This window comes from Kitasatospora sp. CM 4170 (genome assembly GCF_032110285.1).
GTDB classification, from domain to species: Bacteria; Actinomycetota; Actinomycetes; order Streptomycetales; family Streptomycetaceae; genus Kitasatospora; species Kitasatospora aburaviensis.
In genome coordinates, this window is the sequence record NZ_CP134877.1 from 1,942,422 (window position 1) to 1,966,337 (window position 23,916).

Here is a 23,916-nt window from a genome sequence, read left to right on the forward strand (position 1 = left end):
CGCCCGGTGTCGAGACACCGTTGAGCGTGCGGTGACCGGACGTTGAACCCCACCCGGCAGAATCGGACCGTGCCGGGGGCCGCCGGGGACGGTCCGGCCCGGCCCCGGCACCGCCCTGACCCCCGGCGCGGGGAGAACCCCCGCGCCCCGAACTCCCCCACCGCCCAAGGCCGCTGTGCCTCGGGTCGGCACACCCCGCCCCGGCCGCCGCCCTGACGGCCGGGGGCCCGGGCCCCGGATCCGCCCGCCCCGCCGTCGGCCGCCGGTGGCATCGGGCCATGACGAGATCTTCGGAGGCGGACGTCCGTGAACACCGCACTGCTGTACCACCTGCTCGACGTCGACCCGGCCGACGGGCCGGCCGAACTGCTCCGCCGCGCCCGCGCCAGCCGCCGCCTGCCGTACCTGGTGCTCTCCTCCCTCGCCCGCGACGACGTCCGGATGGGCGAGCCCGCCCGCGCCGAGCTCCGCCGCGCCCGCGCCCGCGCCGACCACTACGCCCGGCTCGCCCGCGACCTCGCCCGCGCCACCGGCATCCGCGCCATCCGCGGGCTGCCGCTCGCCGGGTACTACCCGCCCGGCCTCCTCCGGCCGCAGAACGACCTCGACCTCGTCGCCCCCGGCGAGGCCGCGCTCTGGCAGGCGGTGGTCCGGCTGGTCACCGACCACCCCGTGGAGCGGATCGAGGTCACCCTGCTCGGCGACCGCCCGCACCACACCGCCGTCACCGTCCACTGGCCCGCCGACGACCCGCTGGTCGACCCGTGGTACCGGGTCCGGCTGGTCACCGCCGCCCTGACCGGCGACGGCGCCGGCGTGCCCGTGCGCCCGTACCTGGTGGCCGACGACCACGTCGAGTGCCTGATCGCGCTCGCCGAGGAGGGCCTCACCCGGGCGTTCCGCCCGGACGACGTGGTCGACGTCGCCGCGCTCGCCGCGCAGCCCTTCGAGCCGGACGAGACCGCCGCCGTCATCGCCGCCTACCGCGTCGCCCCCGAGGCCGCCGCGCTGCTGGACCTCGCCGCCGCCCACACCCCGCTCGGCCGGCTCGCCCCGGTCCGCGCCGCCCTGGAGGCCGAGCTCGCCCCCGAGCACCGCCGCCGCACGGAGGCCGCCGCGGCCCACCGCCTGCCCGCCCGGCACGGCAGCCTGCTGCGGCGCACGGTCCTCCGCCATGACTGGGACGAGGCACGACTGCTGCCCGCCCCGGACGCCACGCTGCTGCTCACCCCGGTCGCCGACTACCTGCTGACCGACGCCCCCGGGAGCACCACGGCCGCCCAGCGCACCGCCGCCTTCGCCGCCCTCCACCACTGGGACGCCCGCTGCTGACCACCCTCCGCCGACCGCCCGGCCGGGTCCGACCGCCGGCGCCCCGTGAGGCGCATTGCAGAAAGCCGATTTGCTGTCGCGGCAAACTCTCTGGGCCCGGGCCGCCGGGCCGTCCGAGCATGGGGCGACACCCCGTCACGGACCGGAGGACCACCCTTGACCACGACGATCGCGGCGGCGCCACCTGCATCGGACGCGCGCCGGCGCTGGACGGTGCTGGCCGTCTGCGCACTCAGCATGTTCCTGGTGGGCCTGGACACCACCATCGTCAACGTCGGCCTGCCCGCGATCGGCGAGGGCCTGGGCACCGGCACCCGCGGCCTGGAGTGGGTCGTGGACGCCTACACGGTCGTCCTGGCCAGCCTGCTGATCGGCTCCGGCGCGCTCGCGGACCGCTTCGGGCGGCGGCGGGTGTTCCGCTGCGGGCTGCTGGTCTTCGGCGCCGCGTCCCTGGCCTGCGCGGTCGCCCCGTCGCTCGGCGTCCTGGTGGCGGCCCGGGCCCTCCAGGGCATCGGGGCCTCGATGCTGAGCCCGGTGGCCCTGGCGATCGTCGTGGCCGCGCTGCCCGACCCCAGGGAACGGGCCCGGGCGATCGGGATCTGGGCCTCGGTGTTCGGGCTGAGCCTGGCGGCGGGCCCGGTCACCGGCGGCGCGCTGATCGCGGCGCTCGGCTGGCGGTCGGTGTTCTGGATCAACGCCCCGGTCGTCGCCGCCGCCCTCGTGCTGGTCGCGCTGTACGTGCCCGAGTCCCACGGCGAGCGCACCCGGCGGCTCGACCTGCCCGGCCAGGCGCTCCTCACCGTGGCCCTGTGCACCGTCGTCGGCCTGCTCATCGAGGGCCCCCGGCTCGGGTGGACCTCGCCCTGGGCCGTGGCCGGCTGCACCCTGGCCGCGCTGGCCACCGCCGGGTTCGTCCGGGTCGAACTGCGCCGCACCGAACCGCTGATGGACCTCGGGCTGTTCCGGCGGCCGCCGTTCGCCGCGGCCGCGCTGGGCGCGGTGGCCGTGTTCACCGCACTGAGCGCCGCCCTGCTGCTCAACACCCTCTACCTCCAGCACGCCCGCGGCTGGACGCCGCTCGCCACCGGCCTGGCCACCCTGCCGATGGCCCTCGGGGCCACCGTCTGCGCCCCGTGGTCCGGCACCCTGGTGGCGCGGCACGGCCCCAGGCCGCCGCTGCTGCTCGCCGGCGCCTTCACCGCCGCGGGCGGCCTCGGCCTCGCCGTCCTCGGCCCGGACACCGCCACCCCGCTGCTGGTGGTCGCCCTCCTGCTGATCGGCATCGGCTTCGGCTTCGCCAACGCGCCGATCACCAACACCGCGGTCGGCGGGCTCCCGCCGGCCCGTGCGGGCGTGGCCGGGGCGATCACCTCCACCGCGCGCCAGCTCGGCTCGGCGGTCGGGATCGCCGTCGCGGGCGCCCTGGTCGCCGGCACCGACCCGGCCGGCCTCGCCGGGGCCTCCCGCCCAGGCTGGCTGCTCGTGGCGGCCTGCGGCCTCTTCCTCCTCGTCGTCGCCCGCGCCTCCCGGACGGCCCGCACCACGACGCCGCCGCGGTCGGCCGGCTGATCCGGCACCCGCGCCCCACCCGTCACAGGGCGTGTTCGGACGCGTACCGGTTTGGGTACGTACGTCATCGCCCGGGGGCCGGGCACCGACCGACGAGGAAGCCGAGCAGCCCATGAACCAGGACCGCATTCCCGCAGCCGTGCGCCGCACCTACGGCGTGGACGACCTGTCCAAGGCGGCCAGCTTCGCCGGCGGCTTCATCAACTTCGGCGACTGGAGCGGCATCGACCTCACCACCCTCGGCCCGGAGGACCGGGTGCGCAGCCAGGAGCAGCTCTACCGGCGGGTGCTGCGGGGCTTCCCGGAGCCCCACGAGCGGCTGCGACTGGCCGAGGTCGGCTGCGGCCGCGGGCTCGGCGCCGCCCTGGCGCTGCGGGAGTTCCGCTTCGCCGCGGTGACCGGCGTGGACATCCACCCGGACCAGATCGAGCGCGCCCGGGCCGTCAACGCCAAAGCCCTGGCCACCTACCCCGACCGGCTCGCCTACGCCCTCGGCGCCGCCGACGAACTCCCCTTCCCCGACGCCGCCCTCGACGGCCTCTACTCCGTCGAGGCGGCCCAGCACTTCCGCGAACTCACCGGCTTCGCCCACGAAGCCGCCCGGGTCCTGCGCCCGGGCGGCCGCCTGGTCGTCACCACCTTCTTCACCGCCGAGGGCCCCGACGCCGCCGAGCGCCTGGCCATCCTGCTCGGCAGCTTCGCCGACGGCCTGGACGTCGCCCACCCGCTCGGCCCCTTCACCGCCGACCTCGCCGCGGCCGGGTTCACCGGCGTCGCCGCCGAGTCCGTCGGCGCCGACGTCTGGCCCGGCCTCGACCGCTACCTGGAGGACACCGTCCCGCCCGGCCACTGGACGCGTCACTTCCTGACGGCCTGGAAGGACGGCCTGATCGACTACCACCTGGTCACGGCCGACCGGGCCTGAAGCCCCCGGCCGGCCGGTCACTCCGCGACGGCTCCGCGGGCGGCCGCGTGGCGGGTGCGGGCGATCTCGGGGTAGCGCATGGTGAACATCACCGGGATGACGAACGCGGCGATCGTCAGCAGCGTGCGGGACGAGGAGTCGTCCGGCCGGTAGTGGCGCAGCAGCGCGGCGCCGGCGCCGGAGAGCGTGAAGGCGACCGCCCACACGGCCGTGATGGTCCGGTTGACCTGCAGGAACAGCGGGCTGCGCCACAGCTGCTCGGGCACCTGGGTACGGGCGATGCCGAGGGTGAACGGCCGGCCGACGGCGAGCGAGCCCCAGGCGGTGGCGGCGAGCCAGAGGGAGGAGAGCGCCGACCCGTAGTGCGCGACGGCCGCGGAGTGCGGCGCGAGGACGGCGGCGACGGTGAAGCCGGCGAGGTAGACGACGGCGCTGACCTCGATCACCTGGGCGTCCCAGCCGCGGCCCGCCCGGCGCTGGACCATGACGAGGCCGACGGCCAGGACGAGGCCGGCGAGGGCGGCCCAGCGGATGTCGACCGTGCCGGTGAGCACGGCGACGGCGATCCACGGGACGAAGCTGCGGATGTAACCCATGGGCGGTGGTTCCTCTGCTGTGCGTACGTTCGGGGTCGGAGCGACCCGGTGCTGTCCGGCAGCGGGCGCGGACGGCGTCCGGCCCGGCGTGCCGGGCCCATCCTCGCGGTCGCGCGCGGGCGCCCGACAGAGGGAGAAGGTGCAAGACTCCGTGCAGGAAGCTGCACGGATCGGGGGATCGATGAGCCTGGAGAACCTCGGGCTGACGCGCGACCAGGAACGCCTCTACCGCTACCTGTTGCGCACACCGGGCCCGGCCGACCCCGCCGCGGCGGCCGGACTCGGGCTGCCGGAGCGGCTGCTGCGAGCGGTGCTGGCCGAGCTGCAGGCGCTGGGCGTGGTCGACGCCGGCGGCCTCCCCCTGCCGCCCGCGGCCGCCGTCGACCTGCTAGTCCGCCGCCGGGTGGAGCACACCACCCGCGAACTGTCCCGGATCGACGCCGCCTTCGACGTGGTGCGCGACCTGGCCGAGGAGGCGCGCCGCGGCCGTCCGGTCGAGCTCGTCGAGCGGATCGAGGACGGCCTGGAGGTGAACCGGCTGGTCAATGCGATGCTCGACCGCACCGAGACGATGAACGCCAAACACCTGCCGCGCAGCCCGCTGCACGAGGAGGGCTGGGAGAGCCGCTACCGCCGGCTGCTGGCCAGCGGCATGGCCAGCCGAACGCTGGTCGGCACGGCCGCCCTGGGCCTGCCCGACCAGCTGGCCTACGCCCGGCACTGGCACGGGCTCGGCGACCTGCACCGGGTGACGGCGGAGCCGTTCTCCCCGCTGCTGGTCATCAACCGCCGGGTGGCGTTCGTCCGGCTCGAACCGGACCAGACGGCGGCCCTGATGATCCGCCAGTCCGGGATCGTGTCGATGCTCGTCGACCTGTTCGAGCGGATGTGGGCGCGCGCCGCCGACCTCGACGGGCTCGGCCTCAGCGCGACCGAGGCACTGGTCCTGCGCGCGCTCGCCGAACAGGACAAGGACGAGACCGCCGCCCGCGCGCTCAGCATGTCCGTCCGCAAGTACCGGGCCCACGTGGCCGAGCTGATGGGCCGGCTCGGCGCCGCCACCCGGTTCCAGGCCGCCCTGCGCGCGAAGGAGCGCGGCTGGCTCTGACCGGCGGGCCGCCCCGGCTCTCGACGCCCGGGCGGCGGTGCGCCAGACTGCTCCCCGACGACACCTGCGCTCCCCACGCACCGGCACCGACCGCGTCCAGAACCGCACATCGGAGAGCACACGTGACCACGAGTCAGCAGCTGGAGATCACCTTCTCGTCCGGCCGGTCCGGCACCGGGCCGGCCACCTGGGGCCAGCAGGCCGTCTGGGACGCCGTCCGCCGGCTCGCGCCCGCCGACGCGCCGCGCTACAACATCACCACCGCCGCCCCGCTGGACCCGGGCCTGCCGCTCCCGGTGGTGCTCGGCGCCCTGGAGCAACTGCTCCACCTGCACGACTCGCTGCACACCCGGCTCCACCCGGACGCGGACGGCCGGCTGCGGCAGACCGTCGACCCGGCGGGCCGGCTGGCGGTGCACCTCCGCCGCGCCGACGGCGGCGCCGACGGGGCGGCCGCGGCCGGCGCCGCGCTGCACGACGAGCTGGCGGCGCTGCCGTTCGACTGCGCCCGGGAGTGGCCGATCCGGGTGGGCCTGGTCGAGCAGGACGGCGCCGTCCGGCACATCTCGCTCGTGCTCTCCCACACCGCGGTGGACGGTGCCGGGATGGGCCTGCTGGTGGCGGACCTCACCGAGCTCTCCCTGGGGGCGCCGCCGGCCGGGATCCGCGACCGCCGGCCGGCCCGGCAGCCGCTGGAGGAGGCCGAGTTCCAGACCTCCGCCCGCGGCCTGCGGCGCGACGCCAACGCCCGCGCGCACGCCCTGCGCAAGCTGCGCTCGGGCCCGCCGCGGCTCTTCCCGCCGGCCGCGGAGGACGCGGCGCCGCCCTTCCCGAACGCCGTGCTCGACTCGCCCGCGCTGCTGCGCGCCGTCGACCTCGTCGCGGCCGGCCACCGGGCGAGCGGCTCCTCCGTCCTGCTCGCCGCGGTCGCGGCGATGACGGCGCGCCTGTCCGGATCGTCGGACGCCGTCCTGCAGGTCATCGTCGACAACCGCTTCCTGCCCGGGCTCACCCACGCGGTGAGCGTGGTTGCCGGCGACGGCCTGCTCCACCTCCCGGACGTCGGGGGCGAGTTCGGTGCCCTGGTCCGGCGGACCCACGCCGCCGCCATCGCCACCTACCGGCACGCGTACTTCGACAAGCGTCTGCTGGACGAGGAGATCGCCCGGCTGACCGCCGAGCACGGCCCGCTCGCCGACCGCTCGTGCATCGTCAACGACACCCGCGACCTGCTGCCGATGACCCCCGCCGCACCCGCCGGGGGCGCGGCCGCCGGCGAGACCCTCGCCGAGGCGCTCACCCGGACCACCCTCGACTGGCCCCGGGAGTTCGAGCCGCGCCCCGGGCTCACCTACGCCCTGGACGCCCTCCGGACCGCGGACGCCCTGCGGCTGGCGCTCACGGCCGACGGCTCGGTGCTGCCCCGGGCCGGGATGGAGCGGTTCCTCTACGGGATCGAGGACCTGATCGTCACCGAGGCCCGCTCCATGACCCCGGCGTAGGGCCCGACTCCGAACCCGGGCACGCGGTGCGGGGCGCCTCCCGGCGGCGCCCCGCACCGCCAGCCGGTCAGTGCCGGTGCTCGTGCACCGAGTTGGTCTCCTGGATCTTCTTCCACGACTTGGGCTCCTGCGGCTGCTCCCCGGCCCCCGGCGCGAGACCCGCCGCGCCCGTGCCCGGGGCCGCGGCGGCCACGGCCGCCGGGACGCCCGCGGAGGAGACGGCCGGCTTCGCGGGCGTGAACAGCCAGGTCTGGAACAGCTCCGCGAGCGGCTTGCCGGAGATCCGTTCGGCGTACGCCTGGAACTGCTGGATGGTGGCGTTGCCGTAGCGGCGCTCGGTCGGCCAGCCCTTCAGGATCCGGAAGAACTTCTCGTCGCCGACGGCGTTGCGCAGCGCCTGCACGGCCACCGCTCCCCGGTCGTAGACGGCGCCCGCGAACTGGTGGTCCGGGCCCGGGTCGCCGGGCTTGACGGTCCAGAAGGCGTCGCCGGCCGGGTAGGTGGCGTAGACGTAGTCGGCGAGCTCCTGCGCCGTGCCCTCGTCCTCGTGCTCGGACCAGAGCCACTGCGAGTAGCGGGCGAAGCCCTCGTTGAGCCAGATGTCGCTCCAGCGCTGGACGGAGACGCTGTCGCCGTACCACTGGTGGGCGAGCTCGTGGACCACCACCGAGGTGTTGGAGCCGCGGGCGAACTGGGCCGGGCTGTAGAAGATCTGGGTCTGGGTCTCCAGTGCGTAGCCGGTGGGCACGTTGGGCACGTAGCCGCCGGCCGACTTGAACGGGTACGGGCCGAAGTACTCGCTCAGCCAGTCCACCAGCTCTCCGGTGCGCTCGACGCTGGCCCGCGCCGCGCCGTCGTTGTCGCCGAGGTCCTTGCTGTACGCGGTGGTGACCGGCAGCCCGCTCGGGGTGGTGTCGGTGCGGATGTCGAACCTGCCGATCGCCAGGGTGGCCAGATAGGTCGCCTGCGGGTCGGTCTCGCGCCAGCTGTAGCGGGTCCAGCCGGCCTTGGAGCTCTGGCCGACCAGGCGGCCGTTGCTGATCGCCTGGGTGCCGTCGGGCACCAGGACGGAGACGTCGTAGGTGGCCTTGTCGGTGGGGTGGTCGTTGCTCGGGAACCACCAGGCCGAGCCCTCCGGCTCGTTCGCCGCGACGCCGCCGTCGGGGGTGCGCAGCCAGGCGGAGTAGCCGCCGCGCTCCACCTCGCCGGGCTTGCCGGCGTAGCGGACCACCACGGTCAGCGTGCTGCCCCTGGTGAGCGTCCGGGCCGGGGTGATCTCCAGCTCCTGCTCACCGGTGCTCGCGAACTTGGCGGTGCGCCCGTTGACCAGGACCTCCTTCACCCCGAGCACGAAGTCCAGGTTGAACCGGGTGAGGTCCTGGGTCGCGGTGGCCAGGATGGTCGCCGTGCCCTCCAGCTCGTCCGTGGCCGGCTGGTACTTGAGGCGCAGGTCGTAGTGCGAGACGTCGTACCCGCCGTTGCCGGCGTTCGGGTAGTAGGCGTCGCCGATGCCCGCGGCGCCCGGTCCGGCCTGGGCGGCGGAGGCGGGGACGGCGAGCAGCAGGGCGAGAGCGCTGGCGGCAGCAGAGACGATCAGCCTCTTGCGCACGGTGGTCCTCCAGGGTCACTGGGACAGTGGGTCGCAACGATCCCTGTCCCGGTGAGCCCGGGCGCACTCCTGTCTTCTGAAATGTTCATGCGAAGAAACAGGCCGAAATGGCGTGGCCGCCCGCCCGCCACGCGGCGCCGGCCGCCGGGCCGGTATCAGGCCCCGAGCGCCACCGGCGCCCGCACCAGCGAGCCGTACTCGGTCCACGAGCCGTCGTAGTTCTTGACGTGCGGGAACCCGAGCAGCTCGGTCAGGGCGAACCAGGTGTGCGCGGAGCGCTCCCCGATCCGGCAGTAGGCGATCACCTCGCGCTCGGACTCCACGCCCTGCCCGCCGTACAGCGCCCGCAGCTCGTCCGCCGAGCGGAACGTGCCGTCGTCGTTGGCCGCCTGCGACCAGGGGATGTTCACCGCGCCGGGGATGTGTCCCGGCACCTGCGCCTGCTCCTGCGGGAGGTGCGCGGGCGCCAGCGCCTCGCCCCGGAACTCGGCCGGCGAGCGGACGTCCACCAGCACCGCGTCCGAACCGGGCTTGGCGAACACCTCCGCCTTGGCCAGCACCTCGTCGCGCAGGGCCCGCACCTCGGGGTGCTCCGGCCCCGCCAGCCGGTAGCCGCTGTGCTGGTAGTCCATCACCTCCTCGGTGAGCTCGCGGCCCTCCAGCTCCCACTTCTTCCGCCCGCCGTCGAGCAGCTTCACCGGCTCGAAGCCGCGCAGCCGCATCAGCCAGTAGGCGTAGGCCGCGAACCAGTTGTTGTTGCCGCCGTAGAGCACCACCGTGGTGTCGTCCTCCACGCCGGCCGCGCGCAGCAGGTGCTCCACGCCGTCGCGGTCGGTGTAGTCGCGCCCCACCCGGCTGTGCAGGTCGGTGGTCCAGTTCCAGCCGACCGCGCCGGGGATGTGCCCCTGCTCGTACGCGGTGGTGTCCTCGTCCACCTCGACGACGCGGATCGTCCCGTCGTCGAGGTGGCGGGCCAGCCACTCGGTGGGGACCAGGGCCTCGGGGTGCGCGTAGCCGCTGCCGGTCATCGCCGCCCTCCTTCACGTGCGGAGCCCGGACACCTTCGAACCTACGTCCGACCGTCCGGCGGGGCCACCCGCGGGCACGCCGTACCGCGCCCCCGGCCCCCCGGCCGCCTCGGCGGCCGCCCCGCTGCGGTCACGCCGCGGCGCCGTCCCGGCGCGCCAGGTAGTACAGGTTGAGCACGTCCCCCTCCGCCTGCTTGACCTCCACCGAGCCGAAGCCGGCCTCGGCCAGCATCCGGCGGGCGGTCTGCTCGCCCCAGACCGTGCCGAGCCCCGCACCGCCCTCGCCGAGCGAGACCGTCATGCAGTAGAAGGTCGAGAAGGCGTAGAGCGCCGGTGCCAGCGGGTGGTCGACGTTCTCCTCCAGCCTGCTGCTGGCCGCGATGTCGCCCATCAGGAAGATCCCGTCGGGCCGCAGCGCCCCCGCGACCGCCGCCAGCGTCTCGGCCGGGCGGGCCAGGTCGTGGATGACGTCGAAGGCGGTCACCAGGTCGTAGGCGCCGGTCAGCTCGGCCGAGTCGACGACCTCGAAGCGGGCGTTGTCGATGCCGCGCCGGGCGGCCTCGGCCTTGGCGGCGCCGATGCCCTTCTCCGAGATGTCGACGCCGGTGAACCGGCTGGCCGGGAAGGCCCGGGCCAGGATGTTGACGGCGTGGCCCTCACCGGTGCCGATGTCGAGCGCGTCGATGCCGGCGCGCAGCCGGTCGGCCAGCCCGGGCACCAGCGGGACGATCCCGTCCACCAGCGCCAGGTCGTAGACCCGGGCGCTCTCCTCGGCCTGCAGGGCCTGGAACCGCGGGTACGCCGAGTACGGCAGGCCGCCGCCCTTGCGGAACGCCTCGACGATCTGCTGCTCCACCTCGCCCATCAGCGCGAGGTACTGCATCAGGCCGGCCATGTTCTCGGGGCCCGCGGCCCGGGTCAGCGAGGCCGCGTGCTCGGGCGGCAGCCGGTAGCGGGCCTGCTCGGGGTCGTACTCGACGAAGCCGCCGACGACCATCCCGCCCAGCCACTCGCGGACGTAGCGCTCGTTGAGCCCGGCGGCGTCGGCGATCTCCGCACTCGTCGACGGTTCGAGCCCGGCCATGGTGTCGAAGAGCCCGGTCTGGTGGCCGAGGCTCGTCATGAATCCCAGGCAGGCGTCGTTCAGCACCTGCACCGTGCGACCCGCGAACTCCTCCTGTTTCGCCGGGTCCGGTTCCCGAACGGACATCGTTCCTCCTCCGCCGGCGGGACCTTCACGAACCCTCCCCTCGTCACGCTACGCCGCAGCCCCGCCCCGGGCACGCCGCCGGCCGGGGCCCGCTACCGCCCCGGCGGCCGGGGCACCTCGGAGCGCCGGGGCGGTGACGGAGAGCGGTGCGGGGACGATCCGGTCCCCGGTGCGCCGGCCGGTGCCCGCCGGTGCGCCCGCCGGTCGCGACCGGCCCGGGCGGAGGCGGCGCCCTCGCCCCCGAGCACGCGGTGGGCGCCGAAGCCGGCCGTCACGAGCACCGGCGCGACGAGGAGGATCAGCGACGAGGAGGATCACCGGTCTGCGCATCCGGGCGGGCGGCCCGGCGATCGGTGGGAGGAAGGCCGCTCCCGGTGTCGAGCCACCGGAACGGTCTCCACCGATCGCCGGACTGTCCCGGGCTTCGCCGGAACAGCTCCCGAATTCGACTCAGGAGAACACCACAGAGCGCAGCTTGAGCCGGTCGCCGAGCCGCTTGCCCGGGTTCATGACGTAGAAGACGTCGCCGTCGCAGTCGAAGTCGAGGAAGACGGTGGCGGTCGAGCTGGTGAAGTTCTCGGGCGCGAACGCCGGGTTCGCCTCGGTCGCGCCGAACAGGTTGATGCACTCGCCGCTCGCCGGGTCGGCCAGGCCGGCCGGGATTCCGGGGCCGACCTTGTAGAGGAAGTCGCCGGTCGCCGCGTTGGCGGAGGTGGGGACGGCGAGGACGAGGGCGACCGCACTGGCGGCGGCGATCGTGGCGTTGCGGAGACGCATGGGGAAGGGGCCTTTCGGGGCGGTACTCAGCGGCACCGGGGGAATTGGTGCGAGATCACCCTAGAAGCCCAAAATCCGCAGAAACGCTTCTTCCAATCCACTCGTTCGAGTGGTTTAGCCATCAATCCCGCTACCCGTAGCATTCGCCCCTCACGCTCCGTCAGTTCGGCGGCGCCGTGAAGTAGTACCCCGAGTCGATCAGCACCGGCAGGTACGCCTTCAGTGCCGCCACCGTCTGCGAACGATCGCCGCCGCCGTCGTGGTTGAGCACGATCGCGCCCGGACGCACGTCCTTGAGGACCCGGTCGGTGATCACACTCGTGCCCGGGCGGGCCCAGTCGCGCGGGTCCACCGACCAGGCCATGTTCCGCATCCCGAGGTCGGCGGCCACCTTGAGCGAGGCCGAGGACCAGTCCCCGCCCGGGGCCCGGAACCACGTCGGCTGCCTCCCGGTGGTGCGGTGCAGCAGGTCCGAGGTGCGTTCCAGCTCGTCGCGGACCTTTCCCTCGCTGAGCTGCCGGAGGTCCGGGTGGGTCCAGGTGTGGTTGGCGATGTGGTGGCCCCGGGCGGCGATCTCCCGCACCAGTTCGGGGTACTGGGCCACGTTCTCGCCGACCAGGAAGAAGGTGGCCCGGATCCCGTACTGCTCCAGCAGGGAGAGCACGGTCGGGGTGTGACGCGGGTCCGGGCCGTCGTCGATGGTGAGCGCGACCACCTTCTTCTGGGCGTCGAGCTCGTACACCGGCTTGGACTCGTCCGCCGTCAGCACCCGCGGCGCCGCCACCGGCGCGCCCACCGCGGCGGGCGGCGCCGACGCGGGCGGCGCCGACGCGGGCGGCGCCGACGCGGGCGGCGCCGACGCGGGCGGCGCCGACGCGGGCGGCGCCGACGCGGCGGACGACACCGGGGCGGACGGAGGTGCGGGCGCCGACGGCGAGCCCGCCGGTGACGAGCCGGACGGTGACGGCGCCCCGGAGGCGGGGCCGGGAGCGGCTCCGGGTGTCTCCGGAGCGCCCGGGGCCCCGGCCTCCGGCGCCCCGCCCCCGTCCTGGACCCCCCGGCAGCCGGCGACGCCCAGCAGCGACATCCCGGCGGCGACCAGCAGCAACCTTCGCGAAGTAATCTGACGATCAGACAGCATCTTCGATGCTTCCCCCGTCCACCTCCGCGCCTCCCACGGGCAACCCCGACGGCCCCCAGCGTCACCCCGACGGCCCACACCGGACGGCGGTGGGCGCACGGCGACCACCCTCGCCCGCACACCCGGTGACCGCCCGCCGACCTGGACCGCTACGCTGACGATCCCCAGTGTGATGATCTGCACTCAGAGGACGTGGCCATGACGACGAGTCAGGACTTCCCCGCCGGTCCCGCCGACCGGGAGGCCGAGCCGAGCCAGTGGGAACGCTTCGGCGTCGACACCACCACCCCCCACTCGGCCCGCGTGTACGACTTCTGGCTCGGCGGCAAGACCAACTTCCCGCCGGACCGCGCCATGGCCCTGGCCATCGAGGAGGCCGTGCCCAGCATCAAGGCGATGGCCGGGGAGAACCGGGCGTTCCAGAAGCGCGCCGTGCGCCACCTCGCCCAGCAGTACGGCATCCGCCAGTTCCTCGACCTCGGCACCGGCATTCCCACCTCGCCGAACACCCACGAGATCGCCGAGTCGGTCAGCCCCGGCACCCGCGTGGTCTACGTCGACAACGACCCGATCGTGCTGGCCCACGCACGGGCCCTGATGGTCTCCTCCCCGGACAGCCGCACCACCTACATCCACGCCGACCTGGGCAAGCCCGCCGAGCTGCTCGGCGACCCGGCGCTCACCGCCACCCTCGACCTCGACCGGCCGGTCGGCCTGCTGATGATCGCCGTCCTGATGCTGGTCGCCGACGAGGACGACCCGTGGGGCAAGGTCGCCGCGCTGCGCGACGCGCTGCCCTCCGGCAGCTTCCTCGCGCTGACCCACCCCACCCAGGACTTCGACCCGGAGAGCGTCGCCAAGGTCACCGCGGCCGCCCGGGCCGGCGGGATGACGCTGGTGCCGCGCTCCCGCGAGGAGGTCGAGCGGTTCTTCGACGGCTGGGAGTTCATCGAGCCCGGCATCGCCCCGGTGATGGCCTGGCACCCGGAGAGCGAGCCGCCGGCCGACCCGCACGCCGCCTACTACTGGGGCGCCGTCGCCCGGAAGCCGTAACCGCAGCCGTAGCCGTAGCCGTACGACCGGCGGGCCCGGCCGCCCGGAAGGCCGTGGACGGAACGGGCGCGGTCGCGGGCCCGTGCCGCGGACCGGGCGGGGGCTCGGGCCGCGGCCCGCCGCGCTACTTCAGCAGCCGCGAGAGCCGGCGGTCCGCCAGCGGCTTGCCGCCGGTCTGGCAGGTCGGGCAGTACTGCAGCGAGGAGTCGGCGAAGGACACCTCGCGCACGGTGTCCCCGCAGACCGGGCACGGCTGACCGGTGCGCCCGTGCACCCGCAGCCCGAGCTTCTTCTCCGCCTTCAGCTCCCCCGCGGCGAGCCCGCGGGAGCGCTCGACCGCCTCGCGCAACGTGCCGACCAGCGCCTCGTACAGCCGGGCCGTCTCCTCCTCGGTCAGGCTCGACGCCAGCTTGTACGGGGACATCCGCGCCGCGTGCAGCACCTCGTCCGAGTAGGCGTTGCCGACCCCGGCCAGCACGCTCTGGTCCCGCAGTACGCCCTTGAGGCGGCGCCGCTCGCCCTGCAGCAGGGCGGCGAAGTCCGCGGGAGTGAACCCCGGGTCCAGCGGGTCCGGACCGAGCCGGGCGACGCCGGGCACCTGCCCCGCGTCCTGCACCACGTACACGGCCAGGCCCTTCTTGGTCCCGGCCTCGGTGAGGTCGAACCCGTCGCCGGCCTCCCCGGCCAGCCGCACCCGCAGGGCGAGCGGGTTCTTCGCGCTCGGCCGCGGCGGCTCGTCGGGCAGGTGGTCCTTCCAGCGCAGCCAGCCGGCCCGGGCCAGGTGGAGGACCAGGTGCAGGCCGCCGGCCTCGATGTCCAGGAACTTGCCGTGCCGGGTGACCGGGCCGACCACACGGCCTTCGAGCGCCGTCACCGGCGGGTCGTAGGTCTTGAGCGCGCTGATCGCCACCGGCTGCACCCGGGCGATCTCCCGCCCGGACAGCCGCTCGGACAGGAAGGCGGTGAGGGCCTCGACCTCGGGCAGCTCCGGCATGCGCCCAGTCTCGCGCAGCCCGGCGGCTTCCGCCCACCGTCCGGATCGGGCCGGCGGCGCGGGCCAGCCGGGCCGGCGTCCGGCGGCCGGGGCCTGCCCCCTCCCCGGGCCGGGCCCCGGCCGCCGGCCCATTGCCCGGGCGCGCCCCGGGGCGCAGGCTGGAGGGAGCCGCGACACGTCAGGCTCCAGGCCGTCCGAGGAGGTCCGGCCCCACGATGAGCACGCTTGAGGAACAGATCGACGTCGACGCCCCCGTGCTGGCGGCGTGGGAGCAGTTGCACCGGGTCCACGACTACCCGTCCTTCGTCGACGGGGTGCGCAGCGCCCATCCGCACGGCCGCAACCTCGCGCACCTCGGCGTGGAGGTCGACGGGGTCCGCTGGGAGGTGGAGGCCGAGATCACCGACCGCGGGCGCGGCCGGGTGATGGCCTGGCGGACGCTGGACGGCCCGCAGCTGCAGGGCGCGTTCGCCCTGCTGCCGCTCGACCGGGGGCACACCCGGGTGCAGATCCGGGTGGAGTACGACCCGGAGACGGTGCACGAGGCGTTCGGCGGGCCGCGCGGCTTCGCGCTCGCCGGGGCCGTCGAGCGGACCGTGCGGGCGGACCTCGCGCACTTCCGGGAGCTGGTGGAGGCCCGGGTGCGGGCCGCCGACCCGGGTCCGGAGGAGCCGGAGGAGGCCGAGGGACCGGCCTGACCACCCCGGCCCGGCCGCCGCACACTGCCGGGGCCACTCCCTCACCGGCCGGGTAAGCAGCGCATAAGCGCAGGTCAGAGCAGGTGGTGAGGATCTTCACAGCGGGCCGCCGGGCTGGTCGTCCACGATTCAACCTGTGGCAGACTCGAATGCTGTGACCACGAACCCGGCCCCCAGGACGCTCCGCGCGGCGATGTTCGCCGCGCTGGTCGTGCTGCTCGCCGGGCTCGGCCAGGTGCTGGTCACCGGCCGTCCGCTGCCGCTCGGCACGCTGGCCGTCGCCGGCGCCGCCGTCTTCGCGGTGGCCTTCGCCCTCGCCGGCTCCGAGCGCGGCTACCCCGCGATCGCGGCGGTCTTCCTGCCGCTGGAGCTCGGGCTGAGCGTGCTGTTCGACGTCGCCCAGAGCACCTGTCCCACCCTCCCACCGGGCTCCGCCCGCGGATTCGAACCGCTGCTCTGCGGCGGCGGCTCGCTCGGCGGCCTGCTGGCGGGCCACGGCCTCGCGCACTCCACCGGGGTGCTCGTGCTGCTGGCCCTGCACACGGCGATCGCGCTGGCGGCGGCCTTCTGGCTGCGCCGGGCCGACGCCGCCCTGACCGGCCTGGCCCGCTCGGCACACATCCTCGCCGACTTCGCCCAGCGCCTCCCCGCCGCGGCCGGGCGCCGGCTGCTGCTGCTGATCGCCGCCCCCGTCCCGGCCCGCCCGGTGGCACGGGTACCGTTCCCGCGCGCCAGTCGGGTCCGTATCCCGGCCGAGGACGTCCTGCTCAGCCCCGCCGTTCGCCGCGGCCCGCCGGTGCCCGCACCGGCCTGCTGAGAACCCCCGCCTCCCGCATCCGCGGTCTCTCCGCCGGTCGTCCCGCCGCGCGCCCCTGCGCGCCCGCCCCGCTCCGCGCCGACGGGCACCCGTTGCCCCGTCCCGCGCCCGAGCACCCGACCGAGAGCACAGGACGACACCCCCATGAGCAAGCAGCCCCACACCTCCCGCCCCGCCGAGAACGCCGCCGCCCGCGCCGCCACCGAGCGGATGCGCGAGGAGCGCGAGCGCGCCGAGCGGTCGGCCCGGATCCGCCGCCGGACCGTCGTCGGCGCCGCGAGCGGAGCCGTCCTCGCCCTCGCCGCGGGCGTCGCCTTCGCGGTGGGCGGCGGGTCCGGCGCCGGCGGACCGCTGGTCGTCCCCGCCAACGCGAGCGGCGCCGACGGCACCGTCATCACCTACGGAAGGGCCGACGCCCCGCACACGCTGGAGGTCTACGAGGACTTCCGCTGCCCGTACTGCGAGCGGCTGGAGACGACCACCGGCAAGACCGTTCAGCAGCTGGCGGACGCCGGCACCTACAAGGTCGAGTACCACCTGGCGACCTTCCTGGACCAGGGCCTCGGCGGCAAGGGCTCGCGCACCGCGCTGGCCGCCGCCGGCGCGGCGCTCAACGAGGGCGTGGACAAGTTCAAGCAGTTCCACGACGTGCTCTACGCCAACCAGCCGGACGAGCGCGAGGACGGCTTCGGCAGCGTCAACCACCTGCTCGACCTCGCCGGCCAGGTCCCCGGGCTGAAGACGGACGGCTTCGTCAAGGCCGTCCAGGACGGCACCTACCTGCCCTGGGCCGACCAGGTGAACAAGGCCTTCGACAAGAGCGGCGTCACCGGCACGCCGACGGTGAAGCTGGACGGGCGCAAGCTCGACGTGTTCACCAACGGCGCCCCCGTCCCGCCCGAGCAGTTCACCGCGATGGTCAAGCAGGTGACCGGATGACCGCCGCCACCACCGCCACCGCCTCCACCGAGGCCGCCCGCGCCCGCAGCCACGGCGCGAGCCGGCCGTTCGCCCTCCTGCTGGTGATCGGCGGGGCGGTCGGGCTGTTCGCGTCGGTCGTCCTCACGCTGGACAAGATCCGGCTGCTGAAGGACCCGTCGTACGTCCCCAACTGCAACATCAACCCGATCATCAGCTGCGGCTCGATCATGCGCAGCGACCAGGCCGAGGCCTTCGGCTTCCCCAACTCGCTGCTCGGCCTGGTCGGCTTCGCCGTGGTGATCGCGGTCGGCGCCGGGCTGCTGGCGGGGGCCTCCTACCGGCGCTGGTTCTGGCTCGGCCTGCAGGCCGGGGCGGTCTTCGGGATCGGCTTCGTGACCTGGCTGATGTACCAGGCGCTGTACCGGATCGGCGCGCTCTGCCCGTACTGCATGGTGGTCTGGGCGGCCATGATCCCGCTGTTCTGGTACACCACCCTGCACAACCTGCGCTCCGGGGTGATCCCGGTGGGGCGCCGGCTGCGCCCGGTCGTCCGGGAGGCCGCCCGCTACCACTGGGTGGTGCCCGCGCTCTGGTACGCGGTGATCGCGCTGATGATCCTCAAGCGGTTCTGGTACTACTGGAGCACGCTGATCTGACCGGCTCGCCGCCCCCGCCGGCGCGGGGGCGGCGCCGCCCGACCCCCGGCGAGGCCACCGTGCGCAAGGTCGTCCTCTTCATGTCCGTGTCCCTCGACGGCTACTTCGAGGGCCCGGAGCGCGACATCGGCTGGCACCGCGTCGACGAGGAGCTGCACCTCCACCTCAACCGGGTGATCGCCCCGCTGGGCGGTCTGATCAGCGGCCGGGTCACCCATGAGCGGATGGCCGGCTTCTGGCCGACCGCCGACCAGGCCCCGGACGCGAGCCCCGCGGTGGTCGAGTTCGCCCGGATCTGGCGCGAACTGCCGAAGACGGTGTTCTCCCGCACCCTCACCCACGCGGACTGGAACACCACCGTCCTCCACGAGGTGACCCCGGCCGCCGTCGCCGCCCTCACCGCCGGCAAGGGCGGCGACCTCGCGCTCGGCGGCGCGAACCTCGCCGAGACCTTCCTCCGCCTCGGCCTGATCGACGAGTACCGGCTCTACGTCCACCCCGTGCGCCTGGGCCGCGGACGCCGGCTCTTCCCCGCCACCACGGAGTCCACCGACCTCACCCTTCTGGAGACCCGCCCCTTCCCCAACGGCGTGGTCCTCCTCCACTACGCCCGCACCCCCGTGAGCTCCGCGAACGCCGCAGTCCCCGAGTAGCCGATCAGGAAGCCCACCAAGACCCCGCCCCAGAAGTCCTCGACCGTGACGAAGGACTGCGCCTCGGACTTGCGTGCAGCGAAAACGATCGCTGCGGTGCTCAGGATGACCGCGAGGAGCAGCGAGCCGATGGTCGTCCCCACGTGCTGGTGGACCAGCGCGCTCAGGCTCTGCGCTTCCTGGAGCGACCGCCCGATGCTGCCCACCGCACCTCCGAGCGCACCGCCGGTCATCACGTTCCACAGCGCGGCTTTGAGCGGCACGGTGAGCGCGGTGGTGTTGGAGAAGACCGGCCGACGGCCGGGTGCCCCATCGGCACCGGTGGACGCCGCCAGGTCCTCCAGGTCGGTCCGCCGCGGCGCCAGGCCGTAGATCACCGTGAACTGGAGGCGGTAGCTTGCGGGGACGAAGAACGGGCTTCGGCCCGTGCCGAGCCGGATGGTCCAGACGTCGGTACACCCCGGCTCCAGCGCCGTCCCGGGGGGCAGCGAGCCCACCAGCTGGACCCGCCCGCGGCCTCCCTCGGCCGGGGTGTGGATGTTCACGGTCGAGGCGTCGTAGGCGTTGATGTTCATCCGCCGCATCGGCCCGAGCACGTTGACCTGCGACCCGTTGTAGGTGTTGACGTTCAGCGGACCGCCGGCTCTGTCCAGCCGTTCCCGGTCACGCGAGTTCTCGTCCTCCAGCCGCGCCGTCTCCCGCCGGATCGACTCACGTTCGGTGACGTCGTCGGCCGGCAACCGGCCGAGCTCCCGCTCCAGCGAGGCGATCCGTTCCGTCCGTCGGTCGACCGAGGCTTGCAGAGCCGCCGTCTCGGCCGGGACGGCCCGTTCCTCCGGCGTCGGCTCGGGGGACTCCGTAAGTCGCTGGAACAGCTGCGTCGGTAGGGCCAGTTCGACCGAGTCCACCCACACCGGCACCGCGAACGGGTTCTTGATGTGTAGGTACACCGTGAAGTCCGTGCCCGAATAGACCTGAGGGACGGAGAGGTCGACCGTCAGGTCGAGCAGCCCGAGCTGGGCAGGGTGCTCCGCTGGAGGCGTGGTCACCCGGACAGGCTAGCGACGCGCGCCGGCCGGGGAGCGGGATTCGGCCAACCCGTCGCCCTGCGGCCCGTCGGACGCCGGCGGCGCCGGTACTAGCCTCGGCGCCCGCCTCCGCGGGACACGCACGTGATCAACCGAGGCCGGCCCATGGTCCTCGCCGTCGGTGCGTTCCGGTCGCGACGCGGACGGGGTGACCGTCGTACGATCCGATCACCGGTCGGCGGTCGGAAGGGCCGTCGGCGAGGACAGGTCCCCTTACTCGAACGGGTGTACCGGCGACGGGGGCCGGGCACCGGGTAAGCGGGGGGACCGGCCGAGGAGGTAGTGGACATGCGGCACCCCACCGACGCTCCGCACATCAGGCCCGAGGGCATCTCGCCACACGCCCTCGGCAACGACACACTGCTGCACGAGCTGGAGCAGCTGCACCGGACCCGGCACGAGACGTTCCTGTACGGGTCGGAGGAGGCGCTGAAGCGGCACACCCTGCGCACCGGGCAGCTGGAGGCGGAGTACCTGCACCGGTTCCCGAACCGGCTGGTCACGGCCGGGCGGACCAGGGCCGGCGCCCGCGCCCGGGAGGCGGCGGCCCGCGTGGAGTCGCTGCCGGAGTAGGGGCCTCGTGGATCGGGCCCCAGGTCGCGTCCCCCGTTTCGTCCACCGCCCGACGGGACACGCCGGGCGGTGGAGGCGTGCCCACGGCCGGGCCGTCGGCCAGGGTGGAGTCGGACCGCCGGCCCGTGCTCCGCCGATCCGTCCGCGCAGCCCGACGCCCGACCCGGCGCAGCCCGACCCGACGCAGAGCCCCGCCGCAATGCCCCGCCGCAGGACCCGAGCAGAATCCGAGCAGGACCCCGAAGCCCAACCCCGACCCCAACGGACACCCGGGAGGCCCGACCGTGCCCATCGCAAGCGTCAACCCCGCGACCGGCGAGACCCTGGAGACCTTCGAGGAGCTGGACGCCGCCGGCATCGAGCAGCGGCTGGCCCGCGCCGAGGCCGCGTTCCGCACCTACCGCACCACCTCCTTCGCCCACCGCGCCCAGCTGCTGCGGCGCGCCGCCGACCTGCTCGACGAGGACCGGGAGGCCGTCTCCCGCACGATGACCGAGGAGATGGGCAAGCCGCTGACGGCCGCCCGCGCCGAGGCCGCGAAGTGCGCGAAGGCGATGCGCTGGTACGCCGAGAACGCCGAGGCGCTGCTCGCCGACGAGCACCCCGACCCGGCGGACGTCGCCGACGCCGGCGCCGCCCGCGCCTACGTCCGCTACCGCCCGATCGGCGCGGTCCTCGCCGTCATGCCGTGGAACTTCCCGTTCTGGCAGGTGATCAGGTTCGCGGCGCCGGCCCTGATGGCGGGCAACGTGGGTCTGCTGAAGCACGCCTCGAACGTGCCGCGGACGGCCGTGGCCCTGGAGGAGCTGTTCGTGCGGGCCGGGTTCCCGGAGGGCTGCTTCCAGACCCTGCTGATCGGCTCCCGCGCGGTGGACGGCGTCATCCGCGACCGCCGGGTCGCCGCGGTGACCCTGACCGGCAGCGAGCCGGCCGGTCGCGCGGTCGCCGCCACCGCGGCCGACGAGGTGAAGAAGGCGGTGCTGGAGCTGGGCGGCAGCGACCCGTTCGTGGTCCTGCCCAGCGCCGACCTGGACGCCGCGGTGCGCACCGCCGTCCGGGCCCGGGCGCAGAACAACGGGCAGTCCTGCATCGCGGCCAAGCGGTTCATCGTGCACGCGGACGTGTACGAGCCGTTCACGGCCGCGTTCGCCGGGGCGATGCGGGCGCTGAAGGTCGGCGATCCGATGGAGGAGGCCACCGAGGTCGGCCCGCTGGCCAGTCGGCAGGGCCGGGACGACCTGGAGGAGCTGGTCGAGGACGCGAAGAAGCACGGCGCCCGGGTGGAGTGCGGCGGCCGCCGCCCCGAGGGGTTCGACGCCGGCTGGTTCTACGAGCCGACGGTGCTGACCGGCATCACCCCGGCGATGCGGATCCACCAGGAGGAGACCTTCGGCCCGGTCGCCACCGTCTACCGGGCCGCCGACCTGGACGAGGCGGTGGCCATGGCCAACGACACGCCGTTCGGGCTCAGCTCCAACGTGTGGACCGACGACCCGGCCGAGCAGGAGCGCTTCGTCCGGGACATCGAGGCCGGCGGGGTCTTCTTCAACGGCATGACCGCCTCGCACCCGGCGCTGCCGTTCGGCGGGGTCAAGCGCTCGGGCTTCGGGCGGGAGCTGTCGGGGCACGGGATCAAGGAGTTCTGCAACGTGACCACGGTCTGGGTCGCGTAACGCAGCGGTTCGGCAGCGGCTCGGCGGCGCTTCGGCCCCGCGCAGCCTTCCGGAGCCCCTCAGTCCCCGGCCGGGGACTGAGGGGCTCCGGCCCGGTCAGGTGGCCAGCCGCTGGGCGCCCCGGGCGTGCTTCGCCCAGCGCGCGACCATGCCCATCAGGACGATCAGGGTGATGCCCCAGATCACGCTGAAGACGATCAGCCACGGTATCGAGGTGATCTGGGCACCGACCGCGCCGAGTCCGAGCGAGAGCCCGACCAGGAAGACCACGGCCGTGGGTGTGATGCTGAGCAGGCCGTGCCAGGCCCGGTGCGCCAGGCTCGGGTGCTGCGGGGCCCCGGGGCCGGTGTCGAGTGCCTTGTAGGTGAGCAGGTCCATCTGTGATCGCCTCCGGAGGTCGTCGGGACTGCCGGTGAGCAGCTCACGAGGCCTCAGGAGGCCTTGCGGGGAGCTGCGGACTTCCTGGTGCCGGCCCTGGCGCCGGCGGTGGCCTTCGCGGTGCTCTTCGCGGTGCTCTTCGCGGTGGTCTTCGCAGTGCTCTTCGCGGTGGTCTTCGTGGCGGCGGTCCTGCCCGCCGTGCTCCTCCCGGCCGCGGTCCGCGTGCCGCTGCCGGCACCCGTGCGGGTGGCGGCCGGCTTTCGGGGGGCGGCGGCACGTTTGCGGGGCGCCGGCTTCGCCGCCTCCGGCCCGGCCGCCGCCGCCCCGGCGTCCTCCGCCGGTTCACCCGGGTGGCCGCGCCGGGAGCCCTTCGCCTCCCGGAGGCTGCTGCGCAGCGCCTCCATCAGGTCGATGACGTTGTCGGGCGCCTCGCCCGGCTCCTCCTCGTGCGGCAGCTCGACGCCCTGCAGCCGGGCCTCGATGACCTGTTGGAGCGCCTGCTGGTAGTCGTCGTGGAGCTGGGCGAGGTCGAAGTCCTCGGAGAGCGTCTCCATCAGCGAGCGCGCCATCTTCAGCTCCTGCGGCCGGACGGTGACCTCCTCCTCGGGTGCGATCCCGGCCGCCGACCGCACCTCGTCGGGCCAGATGCAGGTCTGCAGCACCAGCGTCCCGTCGTGCACCCGCAGCACCGCCGGGGACTCCCTGGTGCGCAGGGCGATCTTGGTCACCGCGATCTGACCGGACTCGGTGAGCGCGTCGCGCAGCAGCGCGTACGGCTTGGCGGCGGCCTTGTCGGCCACCCCGACGTAGTAGGCCTTGGAGAACATCAGCGGATCGATCTCGCCGGCGTCGACGAAGGCCAGCACGTCGATGATCTTCTTACTGGGCAGCGGCAGGTCGGCGAGGTCCTCGTCGGTGAGGGTGACCGTGCGGCCGTCGGGCGACTCGTAGCCCTTGGCGATCTCGGCGTACGGGACCTCCCGCTCCTCCCGTTCGCAGTAGCGCTTCATCCGCACCCGGCCGCCGTCCTTGGCGTGCACCTGGTGCAGCGGTACGTCGTGCTCCTGGGTGGCGGAGTACAGGTGCACGGGGATGCTGACCAGCCCGAAGCTGATCGTCCCCTTCCAGGTGGTCTGCATGGGGGTCGCCCCTCTCCGGAGCCGTCCCGGGGTTCGCGCCGACCGGAGTCCCGCTCCGGGGATTTCCACTCTGCCCGCGTTTGCCCGGATCGGCCACAGGATCCGGTCGGGGCCGGGCCGGCGCGGAACGGGCGGCGCAGAATGGGCGGCGGGGGGACGCCGGGGGAGGCGCGGACCCGAGGAGGAGCCGTCATGCCGAGGACCGGGGCACCCCGGCCGCCCGCCCCGCCGCCGGAGCGGACGGTCTACCGGGTGGCGTACACCCTGGCCGGGGAGCGCGCCGTCCACCGGGCCGAGGTGGCGGTGGTGCCCGGCTACTCGCAGGAGAGCGACATCCCCCGCATCCTGGCCGCCCGCCTCACCGGGAACCCGGCCGACGGACGGCGGATCGTCCTGCTGGAGGTGCGCGAGCGGTGAGGCGGGCGCACCGGGCCGGACGCGGGCGCGAGCGGTGAGGCCGCCGCCCGGCGGCCGAG

24 protein-coding genes are annotated in these 23,916 nt (G+C 74.6%); 14 read left to right on the forward strand and 10 right to left on the reverse strand.

Annotated features, from left to right (window positions below; all coding sequences use genetic code 11):
- Positions 1-306: 306 nt before the first annotated feature.
- The 3 genes from RMN57_RS07715 to RMN57_RS07725 all read left to right on the forward strand — a co-directional run bounded on the left by RMN57_RS07715 (position 307) and on the right by RMN57_RS07725 (position 3,826).
- Positions 307-1,332, forward strand: a complete 1,026-nt coding sequence (locus RMN57_RS07715) for a hypothetical protein (RefSeq protein WP_313762636.1) — start codon at positions 307-309, stop codon at positions 1,330-1,332.
- 156 nt (positions 1,333-1,488) lie between these two features.
- Positions 1,489-2,901 carry an MFS transporter gene (locus RMN57_RS07720; RefSeq protein WP_313762637.1) on the forward strand — a complete coding sequence of 471 codons (1,413 nt, stop codon included), beginning with the start codon at positions 1,489-1,491 and terminating at the stop codon, positions 2,899-2,901.
- Between the two features lie 112 nt (positions 2,902-3,013).
- The gene (locus tag RMN57_RS07725; protein WP_313762638.1) at positions 3,014-3,826 is read left to right on the forward strand and encodes a class I SAM-dependent methyltransferase; all 813 of its coding nucleotides are present in this window, start codon (positions 3,014-3,016) and stop codon (positions 3,824-3,826) included.
- A 17-nt stretch (positions 3,827-3,843) separates the two neighbouring features.
- On the opposite strand, the gene RMN57_RS07730 is transcribed toward RMN57_RS07725, so the two are convergent.
- Positions 3,844-4,422, reverse strand: coding sequence for a hypothetical protein (locus RMN57_RS07730; RefSeq protein WP_313762639.1), 579 nt, complete (start codon positions 4,420-4,422; stop codon positions 3,844-3,846).
- A 151-nt stretch (positions 4,423-4,573) separates the two neighbouring features.
- Between RMN57_RS07730 and RMN57_RS07735 the strand changes: the two genes are divergently transcribed.
- Together RMN57_RS07735 and RMN57_RS07740 are read left to right on the forward strand one after the other, a co-directional pair.
- Positions 4,574-5,530, forward strand: coding sequence for a hypothetical protein (locus tag RMN57_RS07735; protein ID WP_313762640.1), 957 nt, complete (start codon positions 4,574-4,576; stop codon positions 5,528-5,530).
- 122 nt (positions 5,531-5,652) lie between these two features.
- A complete protein-coding gene (locus RMN57_RS07740) occupies positions 5,653-7,032 on the forward strand; it encodes a condensation domain-containing protein (RefSeq protein ID WP_313762641.1) in 1,380 nt (459 codons plus the stop codon).
- 67 nt (positions 7,033-7,099) lie between these two features.
- Here RMN57_RS07740 and RMN57_RS07745 read toward each other — a convergent pair whose 3' ends face one another.
- From RMN57_RS07745 to RMN57_RS07765, 5 genes are all read right to left on the reverse strand, one after another.
- Positions 7,100-8,641 carry a M1 family metallopeptidase gene (locus RMN57_RS07745; RefSeq protein WP_313762642.1) on the reverse strand — a complete coding sequence of 514 codons (1,542 nt, stop codon included), beginning with the start codon at positions 8,639-8,641 and terminating at the stop codon, positions 7,100-7,102.
- 155 nt (positions 8,642-8,796) lie between these two features.
- Complete coding sequence (locus RMN57_RS07750) at positions 8,797-9,669, reverse strand: sulfurtransferase (protein ID WP_313762643.1); 873 nt, start codon at positions 9,667-9,669, stop codon at positions 8,797-8,799.
- A 130-nt stretch (positions 9,670-9,799) separates the two neighbouring features.
- Positions 9,800-10,879: a methyltransferase domain-containing protein gene (locus RMN57_RS07755; protein WP_313762644.1), complete on the reverse strand. Its 1,080-nt coding sequence runs from the start codon at positions 10,877-10,879 to the stop codon at positions 9,800-9,802.
- Positions 10,880-11,329: 450 nt separating this feature from the next.
- Positions 11,330-11,656, reverse strand: coding sequence for a hypothetical protein (locus RMN57_RS07760; RefSeq protein WP_313762645.1), 327 nt, complete (start codon positions 11,654-11,656; stop codon positions 11,330-11,332).
- Positions 11,657-11,816: 160 nt separating this feature from the next.
- Entirely contained in the window at positions 11,817-12,440 is a 624-nt protein-coding gene (locus RMN57_RS07765; RefSeq protein WP_313762646.1) for a polysaccharide deacetylase family protein, read from the reverse strand.
- Between the two features lie 555 nt (positions 12,441-12,995).
- Here RMN57_RS07765 and RMN57_RS07770 point away from each other — a divergent pair.
- Complete coding sequence (locus RMN57_RS07770) at positions 12,996-13,850, forward strand: SAM-dependent methyltransferase (protein WP_313762647.1); 855 nt, start codon at positions 12,996-12,998, stop codon at positions 13,848-13,850.
- A gap of 124 nt (positions 13,851-13,974) precedes the next feature.
- On the opposite strand, the gene RMN57_RS07775 is transcribed toward RMN57_RS07770, so the two are convergent.
- Positions 13,975-14,844 (reverse strand): DNA-formamidopyrimidine glycosylase family protein, encoded by an 870-nt coding sequence (locus tag RMN57_RS07775; RefSeq protein ID WP_313762648.1) that lies wholly within the window; start codon positions 14,842-14,844, stop codon positions 13,975-13,977.
- A 215-nt stretch (positions 14,845-15,059) separates the two neighbouring features.
- Here RMN57_RS07775 and RMN57_RS07780 point away from each other — a divergent pair, with 215 nt between their 5' ends.
- From RMN57_RS07780 to RMN57_RS07800, 5 genes are all read left to right on the forward strand, one after another.
- Entirely contained in the window at positions 15,060-15,542 is a 483-nt protein-coding gene (locus tag RMN57_RS07780) for an SRPBCC family protein (RefSeq protein WP_313762649.1), read from the forward strand.
- Positions 15,543-15,696: 154 nt separating this feature from the next.
- Entirely contained in the window at positions 15,697-16,359 is a 663-nt protein-coding gene (locus tag RMN57_RS07785; RefSeq protein ID WP_313762650.1) for a hypothetical protein, read from the forward strand.
- Between the two features lie 144 nt (positions 16,360-16,503).
- The gene (locus tag RMN57_RS07790) at positions 16,504-17,298 is read left to right on the forward strand and encodes a thioredoxin domain-containing protein (RefSeq protein ID WP_313762651.1); all 795 of its coding nucleotides are present in this window, start codon (positions 16,504-16,506) and stop codon (positions 17,296-17,298) included.
- The gene (locus RMN57_RS07795) at positions 17,295-17,936 is read left to right on the forward strand and encodes a vitamin K epoxide reductase family protein (RefSeq protein ID WP_313762652.1); all 642 of its coding nucleotides are present in this window, start codon (positions 17,295-17,297) and stop codon (positions 17,934-17,936) included. The genes RMN57_RS07790 and RMN57_RS07795 overlap by 4 nt, the downstream gene beginning before the upstream one ends.
- Before the next feature lie 59 nt (positions 17,937-17,995).
- Positions 17,996-18,589: a dihydrofolate reductase family protein gene (locus tag RMN57_RS07800; protein WP_313762653.1), complete on the forward strand. Its 594-nt coding sequence runs from the start codon at positions 17,996-17,998 to the stop codon at positions 18,587-18,589.
- Here the strand turns inward: RMN57_RS07800 and RMN57_RS07805 are convergent.
- On the reverse strand, positions 18,541-19,638 hold the full coding sequence (locus RMN57_RS07805; protein ID WP_313762654.1) for a hypothetical protein: 1,098 nt from the start codon (positions 19,636-19,638) through the stop codon (positions 18,541-18,543). The genes RMN57_RS07800 and RMN57_RS07805 overlap by 49 nt on opposite strands.
- 327 nt (positions 19,639-19,965) lie before the next feature.
- Here RMN57_RS07805 and RMN57_RS07810 point away from each other — a divergent pair, with 327 nt between their 5' ends.
- Together RMN57_RS07810 and RMN57_RS07815 are read left to right on the forward strand one after the other, a co-directional pair.
- Positions 19,966-20,250, forward strand: coding sequence for a DUF6158 family protein (locus tag RMN57_RS07810; RefSeq protein ID WP_313762655.1), 285 nt, complete (start codon positions 19,966-19,968; stop codon positions 20,248-20,250).
- A 284-nt stretch (positions 20,251-20,534) separates the two neighbouring features.
- Positions 20,535-21,923, forward strand: a complete 1,389-nt coding sequence (locus RMN57_RS07815; RefSeq protein ID WP_313762656.1) for an NADP-dependent succinic semialdehyde dehydrogenase — start codon at positions 20,535-20,537, stop codon at positions 21,921-21,923.
- A 96-nt stretch (positions 21,924-22,019) separates the two neighbouring features.
- Here RMN57_RS07815 and RMN57_RS07820 read toward each other — a convergent pair whose 3' ends face one another.
- Positions 22,020-22,301 carry a hypothetical protein gene (locus RMN57_RS07820; protein ID WP_313762657.1) on the reverse strand — a complete coding sequence of 94 codons (282 nt, stop codon included), beginning with the start codon at positions 22,299-22,301 and terminating at the stop codon, positions 22,020-22,022.
- Positions 22,302-22,354: 53 nt separating this feature from the next.
- Positions 22,355-23,440 (reverse strand): Ku protein, encoded by a 1,086-nt coding sequence (locus tag RMN57_RS07825; RefSeq protein ID WP_313762658.1) that lies wholly within the window; start codon positions 23,438-23,440, stop codon positions 22,355-22,357.
- A 192-nt stretch (positions 23,441-23,632) separates the two neighbouring features.
- Between RMN57_RS07825 and RMN57_RS07830 the strand changes: the two genes are divergently transcribed.
- Positions 23,633-23,857 (forward strand): hypothetical protein, encoded by a 225-nt coding sequence (locus RMN57_RS07830; RefSeq protein WP_313762659.1) that lies wholly within the window; start codon positions 23,633-23,635, stop codon positions 23,855-23,857.
- The last annotated feature ends 59 nt before the right edge of the window (positions 23,858-23,916 follow it).